This is a genomic window from Paenibacillus sp. 10L310 (assembly GCF_056395745.1).
In genome coordinates, this window is sequence record NZ_JBFTKC010000009.1 from 226,685 (window position 1) to 248,334 (window position 21,650).

Genomic DNA, 21,650 nt, shown 5'->3' on the forward strand with positions numbered 1-21,650 from the left:
CTCCTTTACTCCAGTGTCAAGGTGACCGAAGAAGCGATACTCCAATCCCCAACTGGGTTTATTGTATACGTAGTACCCGGAGTCAACTTTCCATCATTTGTTAGGTCGAATACACCCGTCGCACCTTTTCGACTTGAATATTTATAAGTGGCCGTCAGAACATCCCCGCTAGGTGAAGTTAACGTTACACTTCGACCAGAGAACAGTTCATCCCCAGGGTCCTGGTCAAGTGTAACTTCAATGGAGGTTTCGCTCACTGCTTGAGCACTTGCAACCACTAGTGGATCAAACGATTTCGCCGTAAATGAAGCATTTTCGATGTTGGCCCAATCCGAAGAAACCGTATATGTGACGCCTGATTTCAGCGTTTGTCCCTCAGGCAAACGGAACTTCGGTTCTTGTTTACCGTCTGTGGATTGCGTGAACGGAACATATCTGGCAACGATAGGCTCGCCACCTTCTGGCGTAATTACAACTTGTCTTGCCTGCATGGAAGAGATGATTTGATACGTTTTGCCTCCTGCTTGCTCTTGATCATTCAGCACAAATGCATTAGCTCCTCGACCACCGCTGTAAGCCGAAATGATGTAACCATAATCCACGACACTGTTCACTTGCAATGCTTCAATCTCGAATGTATCATTCGTTACTTGACTAACCGTTGTCATGTTTATTTTCGTACCACTGCCTTCAAAGGAACCAGCGTCTTGGCCTTTGTAAGTCAGGTTGTACACTTCACTAGCATCTTGTACGGACGTTGGAACGATGTAAGTCGTGATTGACCCTGTTTTCAAACGGGGCATATTGGTTAACGTCAACCCGCCACTAAACGCAAAGTCCGTTTGTGCCTTGGCAAAAGCTTCATTCGCTGCTGTCAGCGGCTTGTCAAAAGTTACAATTAACGTAATGGCATTCAGTGATCTAACGCTCTTGATTTGAGCTTGCTCCGAAGGAATAGCTTGGTGTGCAGTTTGCAACAGCACTGCTGTTTCGCCGCGCGTTGCTGTACCGTTCTCGGAGTAGAACTCGCTCATCCAATGGTGAACGGACTTTACATCACGTTGCATCGCTTTGGATACGACCTGTTCGAGTTCAGCATCCGACACTTGAGTTTGCGGATTGAATTGTCCATCGTTAGCCTGCATGATGCCAAGTTCAACAAGCTTTGACGCATATGGCGCATACCATGCATTCGGATTCACATCCGTCAATTCTACGGTTTCTCCCGTCTTGCTCTCCAAATTAAACGTTTTGAAAACCAATGAAGCTAACTCCGCACGGGTAATTGCTCGATGTTCACCCATAGATTGATCTGCATACCCGTTCATGATCCCCAAGCTATTGAGATCCTTGATAGCAGCTTCAATCTGTTGTTGATTAAGCTGTGTGGTTGTTGCCGCAATGTTAGTAACGTATGTAGCTGCATGTACTTGATTCGCAGTTAACGGGAACACTGCTGTACCTAATGCAGTTATGGTTAGAAATGTAGCGATTTTGCGGGTTGTAGAATTCATGGTTGAATTCCTCCTCTATAGGTTGTAGTTGCCTGTATCTATAGAATAGAGGACAAAAAGAAACTCCCAAGGCTAAAGTTATTAACAAAATATAAACTGGCTCTAAATTTTCACGAAACTTATGCAGTAAACCGGTAACCTGCACCCCAGACGGTTTCAATATACTCCGGATTTTTTGGGTCTGTCTCCAGCTTCCCCCGCAGTTTGCGAATATGGACGGTAACCGTTGCAATGTCTCCGGTGGAATCCATGCCCCATATCCGCTCGAACAGATCTGATTTGCTGAATACACGGTTGGGATGACTCGCAAGAAATACAAGTAACTCGAATTCCTTGGTTGTAATCGCCACCTCTTCTCCATTAACAAAAACGCGGCGTGATCCTTTGTCAATGTGAAGCCCGCGAATGTGGATTTCATCCTGCTCAGCTGGTTTGTTTTTGCCAAGTAGTCTCTCGTATCGGGTCAAATGAGCCTTTGCTCGTGCAACCAACTCACTTGGGCTAAACGGTTTTGTAATAAAATCATCCACTCCCAGATTAAATGTCCGGATCTTATCGATTTCTTCCTTTTTCGCGGAAACGACAAGGATGGGCACCTCTTTTACCTCGCGAATGCGCCTGCAACATTCGAATCCGTCAAGTCCCGGAAGCATCAGATCAACAATGATCAGATTATAGTCCCCCTCCAGTGCCTGCTTCAGACCTTCATCTCCAGTATGGCAGAGATCCACGGAAAATCCGTTGAGCTCAAAATAATCCCGTTCCAGTTCTGCAATCGTTGTTTCATCTTCAATGATCAAAATGTTTGCCATTACTTATTAATCCCTCTCTTCATTCAGCCGTTTCAGTTTGATATATATACTCGTGCCATCATTGAGCTGGCTTTCAGCCCAGATGAAGCCCCCATGTCCATCAATAATTTGGCGGGCAATTGCTAACCCGAGCCCACTTCCGCCCGTTGAGGAATTGCGGGATTGTTCTGCACGATAGAAGCGTTCAAATATATAAGGCAGTGCCTCTTCAGGTATTCCCCTGCCATTATCTTTAAACGCCATCGTAATCCATTTCTCATCAGCTTGAAGTGTAATCTCGAATCGTTTGTGTTCATTCTCCATGTATTTGAGTGCATTATCCACCACATTAACAACGGTACGTTTTAGCTTCTCCGGATCCACAGCAGCCATAGCGGGACCAGACACCTGGTTATTCCAATCCAGGGCAACACCTTTATCCTCCAGATCATATCTCAGCTCTTCAATGCTATCTTCAAGGAAATCAGCGAGATCAACTGTTTTAAACAGGAACGGCTCTTGGTTCAAGTCGAGCTTGGAATACAAAAACAGTTCATCCACCAACTTATCCATGCTAACTGCTTTGGAGTGAATGATATTAACATAACTCTCCATTTTCTCCGGAGTATTAGCCACTCCGTCACGAATACCCTCAATGTAACCTTTGATATTGGTAATCGGCGTACGGAGATCATGCGAAATGTTGGAGATAAGCTCTTTGCGGTTCACTTCGTCCTGCTGACGTAACGCATAGGAGAGCTGTAATTGATTCCGCATGCTCTCAAACGCTTCGCTAAGTTGACCAACCTCGTCATTGGAGTTTAGCTGAAGTTTAAAGGATAGATTGCCATCTTTAATATGTTCGGCTGAACTTCGTAGTTGATTCAATGGTTTAATGAAGCTGCGCGTGATCCAGCGGAACAAGAGCAGATTTGCAATGATGAGAACGCCAATAAGCAGAAATGACATCACAGGCAGCAACTTGCGAGTAAGCTCCGCAAAGGGGCTTCTCTCACGAATGACAAAGATACTCCCCCGTTCCCCATCTGAATATTGAAAATCAAATTTTGCATACGCGTAAAATCGCTCACCAATATTGAAGGTGCTCCGAATCTGATAATTGTTAAGATCATAGGCAGGCAGTGCTTGCTTCAGTTCTGGCTGGTTGAAGGTCAGTGATTCGAAGATCTGACTATTCTCTCGTCTGATGTAGAGCCCTGACTTCTCAGCTCGAAGCTTCATATCATATTCACGCAGCAAAACCTTGTTCTGCAGGTCATCAGGGTCATTTTTGGCCAGAAACTTCATCTCTTGAAAGATCGATTCTCCCTGTTCAGTCAGGGGGTTGATCTGATAATGTACCTTGTATATATCACGGAAACTCTGTAGATCCCCTGTGGCCGCAATCGTATACAGACTTGCCGTAAGCAGGATGAACAGTAGACTTATAACAAGCATGCCCGTAAAGGACAGCAGCATTTTTATTCGAATTGACATGGGTTCCCCTTCTCAAGCAAACAATTGGATTAGTTAGTGCACATGTTAACACAAGATGGATTCTATTGCCCATATGTAAAAAAGAGCTTTCTTTTTCATTATATATGTTGACAGTGATAATCGTTATCAATAATGTTGGAGTAAGGTGCACAACGATTTATCTTAGAATGACTGGCAAACACTTTTGAAATGAGGTACGTAATGTGAAAGTAGACGTTAATCAGTTAGCAGCCCATTTTGCACACATTCCTTTTCAAGTTGAAGGAGTATATCGATATGCTAGAAATCCAGGGGTTCCCCAGGCTGACTATACCGATTCTTTTCCTGGATTTGTATTTCCTCTTACAGGAAAAATACAATTTCAATTTGATGGTACACCCTATATTTTTTCACCAGGAAAAGTTGTACATGGGGGCGCGAAAATGAAACTGGATCAAACCGTGTTTCATAGAACGGACTGGGAATATATCCTCGTTTTATACCGAATATGTAGTTCGGACCTCGAAGAGACAAGCTTTTCCCATCAGCATTTTGAATTATCAACGGGTCAGTCTCCACGTCTGATCGAATTAATCATGCGTCTTTGGCATGTGCATAACCAGCGTGGAGGTATTTCAAAGTTTCAGACCGAAATGCTGTTTCGCGATGTACTGAATGAGACCTTAATATGTGTTGATCATAGGCAAAACAGTTGTGAAACAGATGTTTTATTCGAACGGATCTCTACCTATATCCAAGAATACTATGATCAAAATCTGACTGTCGGATCGCTTGCAGAACAAAATAATATTAATCGAAATCGACTTTCCTACGTGTTTAGAAGACATGCAGGTATGGGTCCAGCAGAATATGTATTGAAATATCGTATAAACATGGCACAACAAATGTTATTGGCAAGTGATGCGTCTGTACAACAGATTGCCGAGACCGTTGGCATTGCTGACCCCTTTTATTTTAGCAGAGTGTTCAAGAAACAATATGGTATTTCTCCTACGGAGTATCGTCTGAAGTTCATCAATAATCCATCCTGATTTCAATAGGCATCCATGTTATACCAAAGCTTAAATCAGTATACTGAACATATAGGATTAATACACAGGAGGAATGACGATGCACTATCAAGCAATTAAATTAAATGAGGAATTTTCGAAATTAAACGATCTTTGGTCTCCGAAACTCATTGGTGAAATGAATGACTATCAATTTAAGATCGTTAAGATTGCTGGAGATTTTGAGTGGCATGTTCATGAGGAGACTGACAAGTTATTTTTTGTGCTCGAGGGGGAAATGATAATTGATTTTCGTGATGGGCAAGTGAAGATTGCCAAGGGCGAGATGTATATTGTCCCTAAGGGAGTCGAGATCAAACCTTCCGCCGAAAAGGAATGTCATATCATGTTGATGGAGCCTGGAAGCGAAGTAAACACTGGCGGGACTAAGGCCGAATAAGCGTCAGTTATTGGAACCAGGAAGTTAATTTGCAATATCAGAGAGCCGATAACCCCGTAATGGGGTTATCGGCTCTGCGTCTGTAAGGCTAGCTCTTCGACATACATTAATCAGCAAACTCTCGGTTATGTCACTTGTTGCTGGTCTTCCTGATCAATTCCACACCATCGTATGCCAGAATTTCCACACTTGCTGCCTTCTGCAGTATGTAATGATCAAAAAAGTTCTTCGCATAGTCTGTAACAATATTTCGCATCTCCATAACATCCCGTTCACCTCTGAGTTCCTCATTAACACTGGTAAACACGATGTCACAGTAATCCAAATGTGCAACACGATCAACTGAGAAATAATAGGTTTCCATGCTATTGTTAGCGCCAATAATCGCATTCATATTATAGTTAGGTTCACAAAACAGGAACAAGAAAGGTTTCTTAAGATCGCTGTCAAGAAGTCCAAACGCACCGCTATCCAAACCAATCCCGCAGGTGAACCGATCATCATCACGGCAAACCATCGCCGTCGTAGGCCCTCCATAGGAATGTCCGACTATACCCATGCCGATGTCAAGCAACAATCTGCCCTTAAAGATGGAATTCAGCTCTCCAGAGTCCAGTTTGTAAAGATAATCGGCTACATACCTTACATCTTCTGCCTGTGATTCACTATACTCTGTTATCTTGGAAAGTATCGGCAGTGCAAGCACGTTACGGCACATCTCAATGGCAGTTTCATCGTCAGGCCGCATCTCCATCTTATCAGCTAACGCCAGCATCTCCGGATCTTCACCAAAGGCTGTAATGACATCCGAAAAGTCCTTTGATACATTAAACAGGCGCCCATCTTTACGTTTATACATCGTGCTATTCTGATGGCCGATGCTTACCACAACATACCCCATGCTTGCCAAGTCTGTACAGAGCACTGTACCCCATTCTGGAGAACCGCCTCCACCGCACACATAGAATAACACTGGATAGCGCTTTTCCTTCCCGGAAAGAGCAAGGTCGTCGTAACACTGGGTCTTGATATCTATAGAGAAAACATCCTTCAACGCGGTGACAAGTGGCTGCTCATTAAACATCTCGTAGACTTCAGGAAACATGTACGTTGATGTAGTCTTACCTTCGCTACTGTCAGACGGATAGTACACAAAAGCGGTCAGTTCTCTTTTGGAGTAATCTGATGCCGTGTAATCAAAATCCATCTGGGTTCGACCGACAGTATAGCCGCCAATTGGTTCTGGAAATGCATTATAGGTTTTCATTTTCTTTCCCCCTTGAGATCGCTAACCATTTCAGAATATTTATGATCTTCAAGCAGCCCATGGCCCATAAATTCAGCAAAGTACTTGCTGATCTTATGTTGCAGCTTAGAGTCCTTAATATCGAATTCCCTAAAAAACAAGATTAAATTAAGCTGCATTGACTCAAACATAAAAGAAATCAGGTCGTCGTCAACATCCGGTCGGAGATATCCATCAACCCTCATTCGGCGTAAAATGTCCTTGATCATGGGGAATGACTCGCCCTTTAACACATTCACATATACTTTCAGCAAAATGTCCTCAGGAATATATGAAAATGTTTTAGTCAGTTTGATTTCCAACTCATTCAGTGGCTCGGTCACCATGCCATTAACGTTACCAAATAAGCCAGTAAGGAAATAGCTGTAAAGGGAATCTTCATTACTGTTACTGAAGTATGCAGCTCTTTTCTGGGTCACATTACGTATTAAGTGACAATAAAGGTCATCTTTGTCTTCAAAATACCGATAAAATGTTCCGGGGTGCATGGACAAACTATCCAAAACCATCTTCATAGTTATATCCTCGTAAAGATTATCAACAAAAAGATGCATAGCGCTATTCGATATTTCCTCGCGCCTTGCTTCGTCTAAACGAAAGAAAGAATTTTTTGGCATAGACTACTCCTTAATGTATAGTGTGAACTGATTCACACTATACTGATAATAAATTCACAAATCAACTGGTTTGTGAAAAGATTCGGGAAGAAATATGCAAGAGCCGCTGATCACTCTGATCAGCGGCTCTTTGAGATGTTTGTATTAAAATCAGTTGGTGAGGGATCTAATTCATGAATATCGGAACAGATATCTATTCAACGAGAAAGGACTTCAAGTACTTTACCACTTCCATCTTCAATAATACGTATACTGTTGTCATCGATGAGTTGAATGGTACTATCTGAATTCAAAATTTCCTGCTGGCCCGTTACCCCGTGAGCAATGGATTTGCGAATCAGACCTTTATTTTTGAATACCAAGGTGTAAAGATCGTAGTCTTCCGTTTTTCGATTAGTGTGTTCAATGATGACAATAAGTAGATTTTGGGGACTCCTCTTGAAATTTATCTTGAGATCATGAGTATTCACATTAATGTCCTTTATACCTAACGGAATTGAACTCTTTTGTCCAGTGGAAGCATTCGTAATTTCAAGATCTCCTTTTGTAGCGCGAATGACATAGGTGTAACCCATGTCGCTACCATAAAAAGTATCGGTATAATTGCTCAATCCAGTCACGGTTATCTTATTCGTCTTCGTATCTCGATGAGTCACTTCCCCGTCCAAAGCAGATGCAAGAAATCTAATGGGTACATAAAGGTGACTAATATACGACACAGGTTCTGTGCCCATATCTACTTTTTGACCATCTACCTCGGCAATGCTGCTTCCCAAGTGCACAACAATATGCTTCTGACTGTTCTTCAGTACGGCTGTATTATCATCTTCCATCCCCCACACTAGGCCTGCCTTAATACCCAGTGAGAAAAAACTTCCATAAGTGACTCCATCCTTGATTAACGTCTGAACATGGTTAATACGACCGTCTGCCCACTGAATTTCCAAATCAACATATTTGGATGCTGCTTCAGATTTTTGCGCCCCCAATGGTAATAACACCGACATCACTAATGCAACGACAACTACTTTTTTCAAATGCTTCATTCTCACAGCAATTCACCCACTTCATGTAATTTTTAAACTTACAATAGTAACGTTATGTTCCAATAAAAGTTTGATCAGCTTTAGACAGGAATTTGGTTCTTTTATAACAAAAAAAGCCGCTAAAATAGCGACTTTCATTGGTACTATGCTCTTGGCCCATGAAACGATCTTGAGGCACGAATGGTCACTAAGCCGAAATTTCATTACAAGCCTAGATCATCAGCAAGTCCTTCAACGCCTGTGAAGATGGAATCCCCGTAACCCCAGAAGTTGTTGAAATCAATAATGTAGATTTTCTTGTTTTTAACTGCGTTAATGTTTTGCACCTGCTTGTTGGCAAGCAGCTTTTTAATAGTTTCTTCTGGATCAATACCACCTGCATACCTCGAAATAATCATTGCATCTGGATTAATCTCGATTAACTTCTCCAGACTGAGTGTGCCAGTTTCATTAATCAGCATATTATGCATATTGATTAATGACATTGCACTTTCAATAAACGTATCACCATTTCCGTTGTAAATTCCAATGGTTCCATCACCATTATCCGAAAATGATGCATAATTGATCGTCTCAGCGCTAGCTCGGGCCGACAAGGCATTCTCGCGTGCTTTAAGCGTCTCAATATATGCCGCTGCATTGGCTTGTACGTTGAATATCTCACCTAATTCAGTAATATCCTGATACAGACTATCTAACGATGCATCAGGAACACTGGTGCTTTGTACATATGTTTTGATCCCCATATCATTCAAGCTACTTACTGTACCAACACCCCAGTCCGCATCCTCAAACAATCCACCACGACCAACAACCAGGTCAGGCGTAGCCCCTATTGTCACTTCCTTGCCTACATAGCCTTCAGCTAGCACAGGAATTTGTTTAAACTCGTCCGCAATATCTTCAGGTACACTACCAAACAACGCAGCTACACCTACAAGTTTGTCTGTCAAACCAAGGCGAATCATCAGCTCGGCTGCACCTTGGGTATTGGCAACTACTCGTTCAGGTGCCTTGTCAAACGTTTGATCCTTCTTCACCCATGTGCCGTTCTCTGTTGTATAGTTTGAAACGGTTACCGGGTAAGTTGTTTCGGCAGGTGCTGAAGTCTCTGCATCCGATGTCTTCTCATCTGTTGCAACTTTTTTCGCTGCTTGCTGCGAGTTATTGTTTGCCTGATCGCTACCATCACTATTATTGGAGCAGGCTGCAAGTACAACAACAAGTGCAGCAAAAAAACAAAATAACATTCCTTTTTTAAAGCGTGTAGACATTTAATTCTCTCCCTTTTGAATCCTTAATTTTCTATTTATGCATTATGTAAAATAGTTATTGTCAGTATACAGCAAATGTCGAATCTCGTAAATGATAATTATAATCATTCTCAATTAATGAAAAAAGGACATTCTCCTCTCCGTTTTTTTCTTTTGTTTTCGTCAACAATAACAAAAAAGCCGATCCAATTTATGATCGGCTTTGCTTGACACTATTCATACTCCAGTTGTTCTATCTGCTCTTACCAACCGCGGTTGGACATGCGATCTTCTGGAGCCAATTTAGAAATTTCGATCCCTTTCATCGGGGCGCCCAAGTTTTTGGATACTTCGGCAATCAGTTTATAGTCTGTGTAATGTGTTGTAGCTTCAACGATTGCACGAGCGAATTTCTCAGGGCTATCGGATTTGAAAATACCTGATCCTACAAACACACCGTCTGCTCCCAGGTGCATCATTAATGCTGCGTCTGCCGGAGTAGCTACACCACCTGCTGCAAAGTTAACGACAGGAAGTTTACCATTTTCATGAACTTCGCGCAGCAACTCATAAGCTACACCCAGATTTTTGGCTTCAGCGTACAGCTCGTCCTTGGACATGTTTTGCACTTTGCGGAGTTGGCTGTTAATTAGACGCATATGACGAACTGCCTCAACAATGTTGCCCGTTCCAGGCTCGCCTTTTGTACGAATCATCGATGCTCCCTCACCAATACGGCGAAGAGCTTCTCCCAAATCTTTGGCTCCACATACAAATGGTACAGTAAACTCATGTTTATCGATATGGAACACTTCGTCTGCAGGAGTAAGAACTTCACTTTCATCAAGATAGTCCACACCTAGGGATTCAAGCACTTTGGCTTCTATGTAATGACCGATACGTGCTTTAGCCATAACTGGAATAGAAACAACCTTCATAACCTCTTCAACGATGGTTGGATCTGCCATACGAGCTACACCGCCGGCTGCGCGAATATCAGAAGGTACCCGTTCAAGAGCCATAACAGCTGTTGCCCCTGCCGCCTCAGCAATTTTAGCTTGCTCTGCATTCATAACGTCCATGATGACGCCACCTTTTTGCATCTCAGCCATTCCTCTTTTTACACGATCTGTACCTGTTTGCATGATTGTAGTCCTCCTAAGTAACTTTTGGGTGGTTTTCAATAAAGGCATCGCTCTAATCTATGATTTAGTATAGAATGAGAATGGTCATATAAAAAGATCCAATATTTTTGGTTTTTATTGTACCACTTCAATGATAACTCTGGAGGTCCTATGCAATTTCATGTAGCTTACAGTTCATATTTGAACCGAAAATATACGAAGATGAAGGCTCTCTATCATGCCATTCGTGATGCAATTCATGAAGGTAATCTTATACATGGCGAGAAGTTACCCTCTACTCGAGAGTTAGCCGCGACGTATCACATTTCCAGAGGGACCGTGAATCAGGTCTATGATACGTTGACTGCTCAAGGTTACATTCATTCAGAGCATGGAAGAGGAACCTTTGTTGCTTATCAGTTGGACTTAAGCAATGATGCGTCCACCGAGAAAGCTTGTACCCATCACTTATCCGCCTGGGGAAATCGTATTCAGCAGTTTGAACAGCAGTCGATTCAAAGAAATGCACCAGCCAATGCTCATACACATGATTCCAGAATGAATAGCGACGAAGTGATCGACTTTAGCAAATATCAACCTGATTTCTCCAAGTTTCCTTACGATGAATGGAATAATCGATTGTATGCAGAGATAAGGCAGCGTGAGCATCACCTGAAAACAACTTCTGCCATGGTTAGTTCAACCGGGGATCCAAAATTGAGAGAAGCCATTGCTGCCTATCTTCGGAGGATGCGGGGCATTCAAGTTGATCCCGATCATATTGCAGTAACTGCAGGCTCCATGCAAGCTATAGCTCTACTCACTCAATTACTTGCAGATCCTGGGGATTATGTAGTGACAGAAAGTCCTTGTTATGTCGGGATTTCTAAAGCCATATTGGCTGCGGGTGCAAAGTTAATTGAAGCTAATCTCGATGGTCAGGGCGTTGTGCCCCAGGACTGGGAAGCACGTATGTTGTTTGTCACGCCGTCACGACAATTTCCTACTGGTGAAATGCTCAGTCTGGAACGCAGACAAACCTTGCTGGACTGGGCACAGCGAAATGATGCCATGATTGTTGAGGATGATTATGATAGTGAATTCCGATATCGCGGAATGCATGTTGAACCACTGAAAACACTTGATAAAGCAGGCCGCGTAATCTACCTGGGCAGCTTTACCAAAACCTTGCCTTTAGAAGTACGACTTGGTTATGTGGTTCTTCCCCCTACGTTGGCTGACACCTTTAGAAAGGCACAGGCATTATACGAGCCAAGACCCGTCAACCTGATCGAACAACGGGCATTAGCTGCATTCATGACAAGTGGTCAATATGAGCGTCATCTGCGCAGAATGAATCGATTATACAGTCGTAAATTCCATCTGTTACTCAAACTTTTGAACAAACACCTCTCTACATGGTTTGATTGGGTGGAGAATGAAGCGGGTCTCCACGTGTTTGGCTGGTGGCGAGGTAATGTGTCCACTTATGAGGCCTTTCGGGAATCAGCTCGGTCACAAGGTGTGGTATACTCAGAAGTCAGCAGTTCAACGGCTGTTGGTATGAAGTATGGTATCTATTTATCTTTTGCACATTTGTCAGATGAACAATTACAGGAAGGCGTATCCAGATTAAAAAATGCCGTTACAACTGCATTGTGAGGTAAATCGTCTCCAAAGTAAGTACAAGAAGATCATCATTCGGAAGAGGGGCGATCGTTATGAATTGGTTAAATGAACTTTATAAAATAAATAAGCAGGAACCGGACAAGGAAATCGAACGTTCTTTGGTTAACGCCATCTTCCGAATATATGACCGGTTCCCCCGAATTGGCCTTAGAGAGCGGATCGGGCAGCAAGAAATGTCTCTCGATATCGTCGATGCTTATATCCATGGGCATAATGCCATGATTGAAGCTGGGGTCGGAATCGGTAAGTCTTTTGCGTACCTGATCCCAAGTCTGCTCACGAATCAAATGTCTCAGAAACCAGTCATTATAGCGACATCCTCCATTCAGCTCTCGGAACAGATACATAAAGATTTAAGGATTATTGGTAGCCGGTTGGGATTCTCAACGGTTCGCTCCGTGGTGGGAAAAGGCATGGGGCAGTATGCCTGCCGAAGTAGAGCAGCGGAATGGATCAATCTTGATGATGCAAACTCCTCCGTATCTACCCTCGCACAGCGCATATTAGATTATGAAATTGATGAAAGAGCCGATATCAAAGCTGGAGTTAGTGATGCCGAATGGTCCCACGTTTCCGTGAATGATTGCAAATTTGAACGTTGTCATCACAAAACTGCATGTTTGTTTTACGATATGAGAGCGAAATTGAATGCAAAAGCTCACGAGATTGATTTTATTATCGTGAACCAGGACTTGCTCATACGGGATCTGATGAAGAAAAAAGAAGGAACCAAGAGCATCATCTCAGAACAGCCTGCTCTGATCGTCATTGATGAAGCGCATAATCTGGAAGCAAAAGTTCGGGATGCCAGAACACTCGAGTTCACTTATCGGGGAATCTGCCGCATTCTGGATAACACGGTGCAGCTTCTAACGAAGCAGTCCGGGGATAAAAGTCTCTTCTCACAATCTAAGTTCATCAAAAACTGCGCTGAGCGCATCTTCAAACAGGTAAACGCGGATCTGCTCCACCATGCCAAGCAGGATAACGACCGAATCAAAGTGTCGGAGATCAAAGGAATACCGTTAAACCAAGTCTTAAACAATTTAAAAGATCTCAGTCTGCGCCTTTCCATTTTGACCTCACGCCACGAGCGGGAGATCGATGACGCTTTTGAAGCCATCAACGGGCTAATTACCCTTATTAGTGTCTTATCTGAAATAGAGGACAACTATCTTTTTTGGGCAAGCAGTCCCCTTAGAGTAACCACAATCAGCATCTGTCCCAAAGATATAAGCCAATTTCTGAAATACGCTTTATTTAATGGTAAGGTACCTGTAATCCTAACATCAGCAACGCTGTGCCAAGGCGGGGATACGCTGGAGGAACAATATTCTTATATGACGCACTCCCTTGGTTATAAGGGAGGTTTCTTAGAGCGCCAACCCTCCCCTTTTGACTACACCAACCATGCCATGATGTATATTTCGAACAAAGTTCCCTATTACCACCACGATCAGCGCGAAAACTATCTTGAAGCAGCGTACAACGAAGTGGTTCAACTCTGTAATCTAACTCAGGGAAGAACAATCGTCCTTTTTTCAGCAAAAGAGGACATGAAGTACATTCACAAAAAGTTGATCTCAAAGGCTAATGAATACACATGGGCAGTCCATGTTCAAAAAGAAGGATCTTCCCAGGACAGTGTCATCGCCGATTTCAGGAAAAGCAAAGGTGTCCTCCTGGGTACTGGTGTATTCTGGGAAGGTGTGAATATCGAGGGATCTGACCTGTCACAGGTCATTATTTTCCGGTTGCCCTTCCCTGTTCCATCGGATCCTGTTTATGAATATAAGGCATCTGTAACAGAGAATCCGTTCATGGAGGTGTTTGTACCGGACATGCTTCTTCGATTACGGCAAGGAACTGGACGCTTGATCCGCAGTGAAACGGACCTTGGCATACTCAGCATACTTGACTCCCGTCTCAGCGCAACGGCTAAAAAGAGTTACCGGGAACAGGTGTTGGACACGTTGCCTTTCAAAAAAGTGACGGAGGATTTTGAGGTTTTAGAGAGATTTGTTCAAAATAAAAGGATACGACGTACGGATTAGAAGTGGTACACCCAAACGCTATAAACTGTTCAAATCAAATCACATGAAGAAGCCCTTCCACACATCAAGCGGAAGGGCCAATTTTAATGCTGTAAGTAAGATTTATGCTACAATATATTCCAGATCTACGAATCCCAAAGGAGGCATTACCATGGTTGAAAGACCAACTACAGAGGAATATGCAGCTTATTATGAAGGGTACATCCAGCTTGTTCCTGAAGGGAACATCATCGAACGCTTAGAGCTGCAAGCCAACATCGTACCAACTTTGCTCACTTCATTGACAGAGGAGCAAGCAAATTATCGGTACGCCGAAGGCAAATGGAGCGTGAAAGAGGTCATCGGTCACCTTTTGGATAACGAACGAATCATGAGCAGCCGATTGCTTCGCATCGCCAGAGGTGACCAAGCGAATCATCCCGGCTACGATCAGGACGTGCTTATGCAGACCCACCCTTTTAATGCGTATACCCTGGCCGATTTGAGCGAAGAATATGCCGTCACACGTCGCTCAACCATTCTTATGCTTCGTCACCTCACCCCGGAAGCATGGCTCTGTAAAGGGATCGTCAGTGATAATCCTGCTTCAGCTCGATCGATTGCATTTGTTATGGCTGGGCATGAGCTCCACCATTGTTCAGTACTTCGCGATCGCTATTCGTTAGATTTGAAATTATAAAATTCATTCAAAAAGACTTTGAACCTGCATTCGCTGTAGGAACAAAGTCTTTTCTCATCAGTCGTTTTATCATTCAAATTATCGTTCAAAATGAATCAGATGTGCGTCCTCTCGCGAAGATAACGTGGAATAATGATTCAGAATAGGAATGTCCCCATTGAATTCAATGGGCAGTACCACATAGCTAGATTGAAAATAATCCGATCCGTTCCAGCGATCCGAAAAGTACAGGTACTCCTCCTCTGATCGTTTCAGCACAAACGCTGGTTGCGTTTGGTACGTCGTTTCATCGCCAAAATCGCTGAGCATCCCCCATGGTCCATCCATCGTATTAGCCATCGCGTATTTCCCTTGATTTGGAGCCCAACCCGTGCAAAATGAGGTCACCATATAATACTTCCCTTTCCGTTTGAAGATGGCTGGCGCCTCCCGATATTCCCCCTGCCACAGCTTTCCGACAAGACTTTCGACATTAAGGTAATCTTCCTGCAGACGATAGATGTGCAGGTCTGCATTGTCTCTGGCAGCTGAAATAAAATACGCTGCCCCGTCTTCGTCCTGAAAGAGCGTGCAGTCACGCGACATATACCCGTACGGATTAAAGCTGCCATGATACACGAAATGACTATCCGGAGAATCCGATGTGGCAATGGCGCATGCGGCATCGTTGTAATGGTTACCATTCTCATAGTGAGCCCAGAGTACAAACTTTTTGGTCACCGCGTTGAAAAGCACTTTAGGCCGTTCGAGATTTACTTTTCCACCTTTATCGTTCACTAATGCCAGATTTGTCCGAACTCGAATGGGTGCAGCTGGCGTAGAGGTGGTCAAGATATGGTTTCGAAACTCCCAGTTGAATAGATCTTTGGAACGGTAACAACTCACATATATATCGTCCCTCCGATCTTCGCCATACCAGTAATAATAGTCGTCATGGAATAACATATGTCCACCATGGGCATGGATCGGCTGACCGCTTGAATCATTCCAGATGCCACCATTGGTTAATTGATTATTCACACCGTTACCTCTCTTCTTTTAAGAACATCGTTAATTGGTCTCCGATCCAAATACCTTCACTTCCCAAAGTCTTGGCGTGTACCAATTGTTGGGGTTGTTATGAAGTGCCGCATTTTGCATATTAATTCGTACATACCTGGCAGCAGTGCTCGATAGCGTATCTGATGTGAAACCGTAAGATGTATTATTGGTTCGATCCAATGCCACGGTCCAGTTTACATTATCCGTACTGGTCTCGATTTTGTATTTGTAATAACCTTCGGAGCCTTTTTGCATCCACCAGGAGATTTGCACATTATTCAACTGTTGAACGGAGCCGAGGTCGACCTTCCACCAATGTGGCCAGGAACTGCCTGTGCCTACCCATTCGGTTTGATAGTTACCATCATTAGCATAACTTGCCGGGTTTGTTCCAGTAGCCGTTTGGGCTGTTGCCGGTTTGCCTTGTGACAGTAGTTTTCCATTCTGAACGGGAACGACAACATCATCGCTTGTGTTGTACAGGACTTGATCAAAATAATCATAAAATGCGTAACCATCAGAGAACCAAACGGGAAGCAGTCGTTCCTCTGTTGTTCCATTTTGCGTACCTGCCCAGCCGAACATCCAGCGATACGCAACCATAACCACGTTGTTACCCGTATCTGGCTTCACCCGCATGACGGAACCCGACTGCGCCGAGAAGGTTGACGTGTTACCAATCGTCCGTAATTCAGACCAATCTCCGTCTATGTTTGTTGCTGATGAATACAGGGGTATACTCGGATACCAACCTGCCGCTTGGGAAGAGAACAAATAATAAATACCATCTTTTTTGATCATCTTGGGCAGTTCCCTGTGTTGATTTTGATAAATAACAGAAACTTGATGATCCACATCCAACCAATCGGAGGTTAACTTATATAAGATGGTGTCCGAATTATTATTGGCCGTAGAGATTAGATACGCCGAATCATCATCATCTTTGAAAATGGAGATATCCCGGGATTGGTTCCCTTCCGGCCGAAAGCTTTTGTGAAATGTAAAGTCTTCTCCAGGCGTGGCTGAAGCCACCGATACTCTGGCAAGCGTGTAGTCTGTACTGTTTTCATAGTGAGCCCAAAAAACAAACTTGTTCGTTGGCGCATGGTAGAGGATATTGATCCCCTCAAATTTTGAATTCGCCAGATCGGGATGATCCGTGTAGGACAGGACCACTTTGTCGTTACCGTATGTGATGTCATCCGTTGATGTCTGTTGAATCATTTCGCCAAAACCGCCTGATGACTTTTGCACGAAATTAAATCTGTAGTAGGTGTCTCCAACTTTAAGTTCATTCGGGAGCATAAGCGTTGATTGCGTTGTGTTATCAAAAGTTGTGAGGTCCTCTGGAAGGCTGTAAGGGGTATATTCTGGCGAGACAGCGGAGGTTAACAAGGAAGTTCCGCCATATGCCTTCACTTGATACTTGTATGTGTTACCTATATTGAGTTCATAATCATCCGTCGTTGTACCTGTTAAGGTCTGTAATAACGTATAAGGCGCATTGTTCTCTGATCTGTATAACTCGTATGCAGTCGCTCCCTGGACAGGTGCCCAATGAATTTTGGCATTGGATACTTCGGATTCATTCTTCAGCACAAACAGTGTTGCGGCGATCTTGGTCTCTTCACCAGCAGCAGCGTGAACGGTTTGAGCTGAGGACGTGAAATGCACTGTTAACAACATCAATGCAATGACGATAGCCATCCACGATTTACCTTTGATCATGTCTCATCATCTCCTTTTTTTAGAAGACCAACCTTCCTGTTGTAGGAAGGCTGATCCAGGTGAAACTTGACTTTATTTCAAATTCATCAGTGTCATTACATCCGTCTCACTGGCTTGGTTGTACCATTCGTTAACTTCTTCGATTACGGTGTCTCCGCCTTTTTCATGCCACTGTTTCACAAAGGTATCAAATGCTTCAAGCGGCTCATTGCCATATATGATTTTGGTGAACGTCTCCTGTTCCATAGTGGTCAACTGTTCCCACACATTTTGCATCGTTGGCGTTGGTGGACCGTTAAACTCATTTGGCAGTAAAACATCTCTGTTTTCATACGAAATCCGGTATCCATCCTGTGTTGTTTGATCCTTCGAGGCGCTCTGAATGAGGACACCCGTGTCGGCTTTAACTCCATTCGCCAGATCGTAGTAGGATTGGCCGGGACCATCAACACTCGGTGTATTTTTGGTAAATGCCATTTTTCCAACGCCTTGTACAGCCTCTAATGGTGTATTGAATTTCGTTGGATCAAAAGTGACTTCATCGTTAACGATATCGTAATCGTATCCTTGAGCGTACCCGTACTTGAAATCCCCGGTGCTGAACGCCGCATCGTACATTTTATCGTAGTACAAGAAGAAGGCTTCCATGTTCTGAAAATCCTTGTTAAACATGAACACACCATCGTTCAACTGGGCGGATTGATAGGTCTTATCACCGTTCACGCCTTGAATGGTCGGATAAGCACTAATTTTTGCACCCTCCACATTTTTCTCTACGTCCTTCACACTGTCGTAAAGCCAAGGACGACCAATGATGATACCAGCTTTCCCCTCCGTAAAATCGGATAGTGCGTCCCAGGCCCCTTGGGTGGCCAATTCTTTGTTCAAGTACCCTTCTGCATACCAATCACGTAACTTGGCCAGTGCCTCTTTGTTGCCAGGAGCCACAGATCCATAGGTGAGTTTGCCGTTGTCGTTATGCCATTGTCTTGGAAGATGTTTGCCCGTGTATGCGCTGAATATCATGACCGGATCGCTGACCCAGCCCGTATTGTAGGAATCTTTACCTGAAAAAGTAAAGCCGTATGTGTCTTTCTTCCCGTTCCCATCTGGGTCCTCATTAGTGAACGCCGCGATGACTTGTTCAAACTCATCAATCGTTGTTGGCGCTTCCAAGTTTAAATTGTCCAACCAGTCCTGGCGGATCAACATGACTTCGCCTTCCGTCAAATTCGGCGCAATCGCCATCCCGTAGACCTTGCCCTCCCTAACCACTGGATTGAAGGTGGTCGGGTATTGTTTGTATATTTCTTTTATCCGGTCAGGCATGTAGGTTGAGATGTCTTCCGTAATCTCCTTGACCTGCCCCGACTCGATCAGATCATTGACCAGCATGGTATCATAGACAGGCAGAACGTCTGGTAGTTTCTCGGAACCCGTCAACGCCAGCCGCAGCTTGGTATTATATTGTGAAGCATCACCTCCCAGCAGGGTGGTTTGGATTTTGATACCCAGGTTTTGTTCGCCCCAGCGAGTCAATACATTGTCATTCAACGTCTCACCGTTGATGTACTTTCCAGCATTTTCATCCTGTTGTTTGGCGATGGTGATCGTAAACGGTGGATCATATTTTCCGTCCTTAAGCACCGATGCCGGTGCGGTCTCGGAAGCACTCTCCCCTTTGCTACAGCCAGCCACAAGAATAGCTGACAGCATAACCATACTTACCATTTTCCATAAATCAGTTCTTTTCTTCATGGAAACATGCCCCCTTCACTCATACTCAATTTGTTTTCTATATAAGTTCATATTTACACTGGCACTCCGATGACAGAACAACCTTCCGATCGCTGTTATTCCCAGAATTTTTGATTCACTTTTACAAAGGTGAAATTCTGGTAATAAAGGCGAACGCTCCGCTTCTTCAGGTCTCTTCTGTCCTCTCCGTTATCGTGTAAATTTTAGTTGAATTTATATAGATCGAATTTTTCGTCACAACAACTATTCTTTGACGGCTCCTAGTACAATTCCCTTCACGAAATATCGTTGTAAAAAAGGATAGACCAAAATGATCGGTAGCGTGCTTACAAAAATTTGCGCTGCCTTGATGCTCTGTTCGGACATTGCGGCAACCTCGGACTGGCTCATCGCCATATTTTGCATATTGCTCTGCACGACGACCGTCTGTAAAAACGAAGCCAACGGGTACTTACTTGCATCCGACATGTACAAAATCCCGTCAAACCAGGAGTTCCAGTGCCCTACCATAATGAACAAGGATACGGTCGCGATGCCAGGCAGAGATAATGGTAAATATATTTTGCTGAGAATTACGAAGAAGGACGCTCCGTCAATGAAAGCTGCTTCTTCCAGGGCTTTGGGAATCGTTTTGAAAAAATTGACGAGAAGAATCAAATTATAAGCACCGAAAGCTCCCGGTAACACAAGAGCCCAGATGGTATCCTTTAAACCAAGGGCTGTGATCAATATGTAAGAAGGTATCAATCCCCCCGAGAAGAGCATGGTAAAGATAAAAAACCACATGAGCACGTTGCGGCCCCGGAATTCCTTGGACAGGGCATATCCTGCACAGGTAAGGATAAACATGCTGATGGTTGTACCCAATACGGTTCGAGTGATGGATGTTAGCATGGCACCGTTGAAATTAGAATTGTTGAACGTTTTTACATAGGCGTCCACGTTGAACCCCACCGGCCAAAATGAAACCATATTACCGCTAATGGCCGCTTTGCTGCTGAGCGATTGTGCCAACAGATGAAGCAGTGGAAGAAAACACGCCAACCCCGCCAGTATCATGAACGCGTAATTAAAATAGGAGAATACTCTATAACCTGTCGTCTTATGGTACATGATCCCTCTCCCTCCTTGTTAGAATATTTTGTAATTGGCATACTTATAGGCCAGCCTGTAAGAGACAACGATCAAGATCAAGCTAATCCCCGATTTGAACAGTCCTACAGCTGTCCCGAAGCCGTATTGCCCGTTTAACAAGGATGAACGGTAAACATAGGTGTCAATAATATCTCCCGTACTGTAGACAAGCGGATTGTACAGATTGAAGACCTGATCAAAACCCGCGTCCAGAATATTTCCCAGACTCAATGTAGAAATGACGATGATCATGGGCAACATGCTAGGCAAAGTGACGTATCGAATTTGCTGCCGGCGTGTGGCACCATCGATCTCGGCCGCTTCGTAATAGGAAGTATTAATTCCCGCAATGGTCGCCAGATAAACAATCATGCCAAAGCCAAAGCTCTTCCATACATCGCTGACCACAACCGTGAATCGAAACAGATCAGGATCACCCAAGAAGTAAATGGGATCGTTCCCGAAAATACGTGTCAAGATGTGATTGATTCCTCCGTCTAATCCCAGAATGTCGATCATCAACCCCGCGACCGTTACCCAGGACAAGAAATGCGGCAGATACACCAGTGTCTGAACACTTTTCTTAATGCCCATATTTCGAATCTCGCTCAGCAGGATAGCCATGACGATTGGAACGATAATACCAACGATAATTTTAGAAACGGCGATAATTAATGTATTAACAATCGCTTGTGTGGCTTCTTTGTACTGGAAAATTCGTTCGAAATTATCTAACCCGATCCACCGTGAACCTGTGATGCCCAGCCATGGTTTGTAGTCCTGAAATGCCATGAGCAAACCTACCATCGGGCCATAAGAAAAGATGCAGACAAACACAAATGCGGGAATACACAGTACGTACAAAGGCCAGCTTTTCTTGATTTCCTTTTTGAATGAAGTCCGCTGGGATAGCTTTGTTTTTGTTTTTTTCGCGGATCTGGCGGGTACAATCTCGTTAATGTTGCATACC

General features: G+C 43.7%; 18 protein-coding genes. 5 read left to right on the plus strand and 13 right to left on the minus strand.

Going from position 1 to position 21,650, the window contains the following annotated elements; all coding sequences use genetic code 11:
* Positions 1–5: 5 nt before the first annotated feature.
* From AC1DE7_RS19870 to AC1DE7_RS19880, 3 genes are all read right to left on the minus strand, one after another.
* Positions 6–1,514 carry an S-layer homology domain-containing protein gene (locus AC1DE7_RS19870; protein WP_282321357.1) on the minus strand — a complete coding sequence of 503 codons (1,509 nt, stop codon included), beginning with the start codon at positions 1,512–1,514 and terminating at the stop codon, positions 6–8.
* Positions 1,515–1,633: 119 nt separating this feature from the next.
* On the minus strand, positions 1,634–2,326 hold the full coding sequence (locus tag AC1DE7_RS19875; RefSeq protein ID WP_047843050.1) for a response regulator transcription factor: 693 nt from the start codon (positions 2,324–2,326) through the stop codon (positions 1,634–1,636).
* Between the two features lie 6 nt (positions 2,327–2,332).
* Positions 2,333–3,802: a sensor histidine kinase gene (locus AC1DE7_RS19880; RefSeq protein WP_127548674.1), complete on the minus strand. Its 1,470-nt coding sequence runs from the start codon at positions 3,800–3,802 to the stop codon at positions 2,333–2,335.
* 203 nt (positions 3,803–4,005) lie between these two features.
* On the opposite strand from AC1DE7_RS19880, the gene AC1DE7_RS19885 reads away from it, so the two are divergent.
* Positions 4,006–4,833, plus strand: a complete 828-nt coding sequence (locus AC1DE7_RS19885) for a helix-turn-helix transcriptional regulator (protein ID WP_340982487.1) — start codon at positions 4,006–4,008, stop codon at positions 4,831–4,833.
* 79 nt (positions 4,834–4,912) lie between these two features.
* On the plus strand, positions 4,913–5,251 hold the full coding sequence (locus AC1DE7_RS19890; protein WP_477535033.1) for a cupin domain-containing protein: 339 nt from the start codon (positions 4,913–4,915) through the stop codon (positions 5,249–5,251).
* A gap of 130 nt (positions 5,252–5,381) precedes the next feature.
* Here the strand turns inward: AC1DE7_RS19890 and AC1DE7_RS19895 are convergent, their stop codons facing one another.
* The 5 genes from AC1DE7_RS19895 to pdxS form a co-directional block, all read right to left on the minus strand.
* Complete coding sequence (locus tag AC1DE7_RS19895; RefSeq protein ID WP_477535034.1) at positions 5,382–6,518, minus strand: alpha/beta hydrolase; 1,137 nt, start codon at positions 6,516–6,518, stop codon at positions 5,382–5,384.
* Positions 6,515–7,174 (minus strand): TetR/AcrR family transcriptional regulator, encoded by a 660-nt coding sequence (locus AC1DE7_RS19900; protein ID WP_076317841.1) that lies wholly within the window; start codon positions 7,172–7,174, stop codon positions 6,515–6,517. The genes AC1DE7_RS19895 and AC1DE7_RS19900 overlap by 4 nt, the downstream gene beginning before the upstream one ends.
* A 197-nt stretch (positions 7,175–7,371) precedes the next feature.
* Positions 7,372–8,220: a stalk domain-containing protein gene (locus AC1DE7_RS19905; protein WP_477535035.1), complete on the minus strand. Its 849-nt coding sequence runs from the start codon at positions 8,218–8,220 to the stop codon at positions 7,372–7,374.
* Positions 8,221–8,423: 203 nt separating this feature from the next.
* Entirely contained in the window at positions 8,424–9,494 is a 1,071-nt protein-coding gene (locus AC1DE7_RS19910) for an ABC transporter substrate-binding protein (protein WP_477535036.1), read from the minus strand.
* Positions 9,495–9,736: 242 nt separating this feature from the next.
* On the minus strand, positions 9,737–10,621 hold the full coding sequence (gene pdxS, locus AC1DE7_RS19915; RefSeq protein ID WP_200868523.1) for a pyridoxal 5'-phosphate synthase lyase subunit PdxS: 885 nt from the start codon (positions 10,619–10,621) through the stop codon (positions 9,737–9,739).
* Positions 10,622–10,768: 147 nt separating this feature from the next.
* On the opposite strand from pdxS, the gene pdxR reads away from it, so the two are divergent.
* The 3 genes from pdxR to AC1DE7_RS19930 all read left to right on the plus strand — a co-directional run bounded on the left by pdxR (position 10,769) and on the right by AC1DE7_RS19930 (position 15,019).
* Positions 10,769–12,259: a MocR-like pyridoxine biosynthesis transcription factor PdxR gene (pdxR, locus tag AC1DE7_RS19920; RefSeq protein ID WP_477535037.1), complete on the plus strand. Its 1,491-nt coding sequence runs from the start codon at positions 10,769–10,771 to the stop codon at positions 12,257–12,259.
* A gap of 59 nt (positions 12,260–12,318) precedes the next feature.
* The gene (locus AC1DE7_RS19925) at positions 12,319–14,340 is read left to right on the plus strand and encodes an ATP-dependent DNA helicase (RefSeq protein ID WP_477535038.1); all 2,022 of its coding nucleotides are present in this window, start codon (positions 12,319–12,321) and stop codon (positions 14,338–14,340) included.
* Positions 14,341–14,491: 151 nt separating this feature from the next.
* Positions 14,492–15,019 carry a DinB family protein gene (locus tag AC1DE7_RS19930; protein WP_340935923.1) on the plus strand — a complete coding sequence of 176 codons (528 nt, stop codon included), beginning with the start codon at positions 14,492–14,494 and terminating at the stop codon, positions 15,017–15,019.
* Positions 15,020–15,097: 78 nt separating this feature from the next.
* Here the strand turns inward: AC1DE7_RS19930 and AC1DE7_RS19935 are convergent, their stop codons facing one another.
* The 5 genes from AC1DE7_RS19935 to AC1DE7_RS19955 form a co-directional block, all read right to left on the minus strand.
* Positions 15,098–16,039, minus strand: a complete 942-nt coding sequence (locus AC1DE7_RS19935; protein ID WP_477535039.1) for a family 43 glycosylhydrolase — start codon at positions 16,037–16,039, stop codon at positions 15,098–15,100.
* A 30-nt stretch (positions 16,040–16,069) separates the two neighbouring features.
* Positions 16,070–17,788 carry a discoidin domain-containing protein gene (locus tag AC1DE7_RS19940; RefSeq protein WP_340020419.1) on the minus strand — a complete coding sequence of 573 codons (1,719 nt, stop codon included), beginning with the start codon at positions 17,786–17,788 and terminating at the stop codon, positions 16,070–16,072.
* A 72-nt stretch (positions 17,789–17,860) separates the two neighbouring features.
* On the minus strand, positions 17,861–19,546 hold the full coding sequence (locus AC1DE7_RS19945; protein ID WP_477535040.1) for a type 2 periplasmic-binding domain-containing protein: 1,686 nt from the start codon (positions 19,544–19,546) through the stop codon (positions 17,861–17,863).
* A 243-nt stretch (positions 19,547–19,789) separates the two neighbouring features.
* Positions 19,790–20,659 (minus strand): carbohydrate ABC transporter permease, encoded by an 870-nt coding sequence (locus AC1DE7_RS19950; RefSeq protein ID WP_017688372.1) that lies wholly within the window; start codon positions 20,657–20,659, stop codon positions 19,790–19,792.
* Between the two features lie 18 nt (positions 20,660–20,677).
* On the minus strand, positions 20,678–21,562 hold the full coding sequence (locus AC1DE7_RS19955) for an ABC transporter permease (RefSeq protein ID WP_477535048.1): 885 nt from the start codon (positions 21,560–21,562) through the stop codon (positions 20,678–20,680).
* Between the last annotated feature and the right edge of the window lie 88 nt (positions 21,563–21,650).

Coding starts and splice junctions, on each gene's coding strand:
- AC1DE7_RS19870 (WP_282321357.1), bottom strand. CDS start 1,514: ATGAATTCTACAACCCGCAAAATCGCTACATTTCTAACCATAACTGCA.
- AC1DE7_RS19875 (WP_047843050.1), bottom strand. CDS start 2,326: ATGGCAAACATTTTGATCATTGAAGATGAAACAACGATTGCAGAACTG.
- AC1DE7_RS19880 (WP_127548674.1), bottom strand. CDS start 3,802: ATGTCAATTCGAATAAAAATGCTGCTGTCCTTTACGGGCATGCTTGTT.
- AC1DE7_RS19890 (WP_477535033.1), top strand. CDS start 4,913: ATGCACTATCAAGCAATTAAATTAAATGAGGAATTTTCGAAATTAAAC.
- AC1DE7_RS19895 (WP_477535034.1), bottom strand. CDS start 6,518: ATGAAAACCTATAATGCATTTCCAGAACCAATTGGCGGCTATACTGTC.
- AC1DE7_RS19900 (WP_076317841.1), bottom strand. CDS start 7,174: ATGCCAAAAAATTCTTTCTTTCGTTTAGACGAAGCAAGGCGCGAGGAA.
- AC1DE7_RS19905 (WP_477535035.1), bottom strand. CDS start 8,220: ATGAAGCATTTGAAAAAAGTAGTTGTCGTTGCATTAGTGATGTCGGTG.
- AC1DE7_RS19910 (WP_477535036.1), bottom strand. CDS start 9,494: ATGTCTACACGCTTTAAAAAAGGAATGTTATTTTGTTTTTTTGCTGCA.
- pdxR (WP_477535037.1), top strand. CDS start 10,769: ATGCAATTTCATGTAGCTTACAGTTCATATTTGAACCGAAAATATACG.
- AC1DE7_RS19925 (WP_477535038.1), top strand. CDS start 12,319: ATGAATTGGTTAAATGAACTTTATAAAATAAATAAGCAGGAACCGGAC.
- AC1DE7_RS19930 (WP_340935923.1), top strand. CDS start 14,492: ATGGTTGAAAGACCAACTACAGAGGAATATGCAGCTTATTATGAAGGG.
- AC1DE7_RS19940 (WP_340020419.1), bottom strand. CDS start 17,788: ATGATCAAAGGTAAATCGTGGATGGCTATCGTCATTGCATTGATGTTG.
- AC1DE7_RS19945 (WP_477535040.1), bottom strand. CDS start 19,546: ATGAAGAAAAGAACTGATTTATGGAAAATGGTAAGTATGGTTATGCTG.
- AC1DE7_RS19950 (WP_017688372.1), bottom strand. CDS start 20,659: ATGTACCATAAGACGACAGGTTATAGAGTATTCTCCTATTTTAATTAC.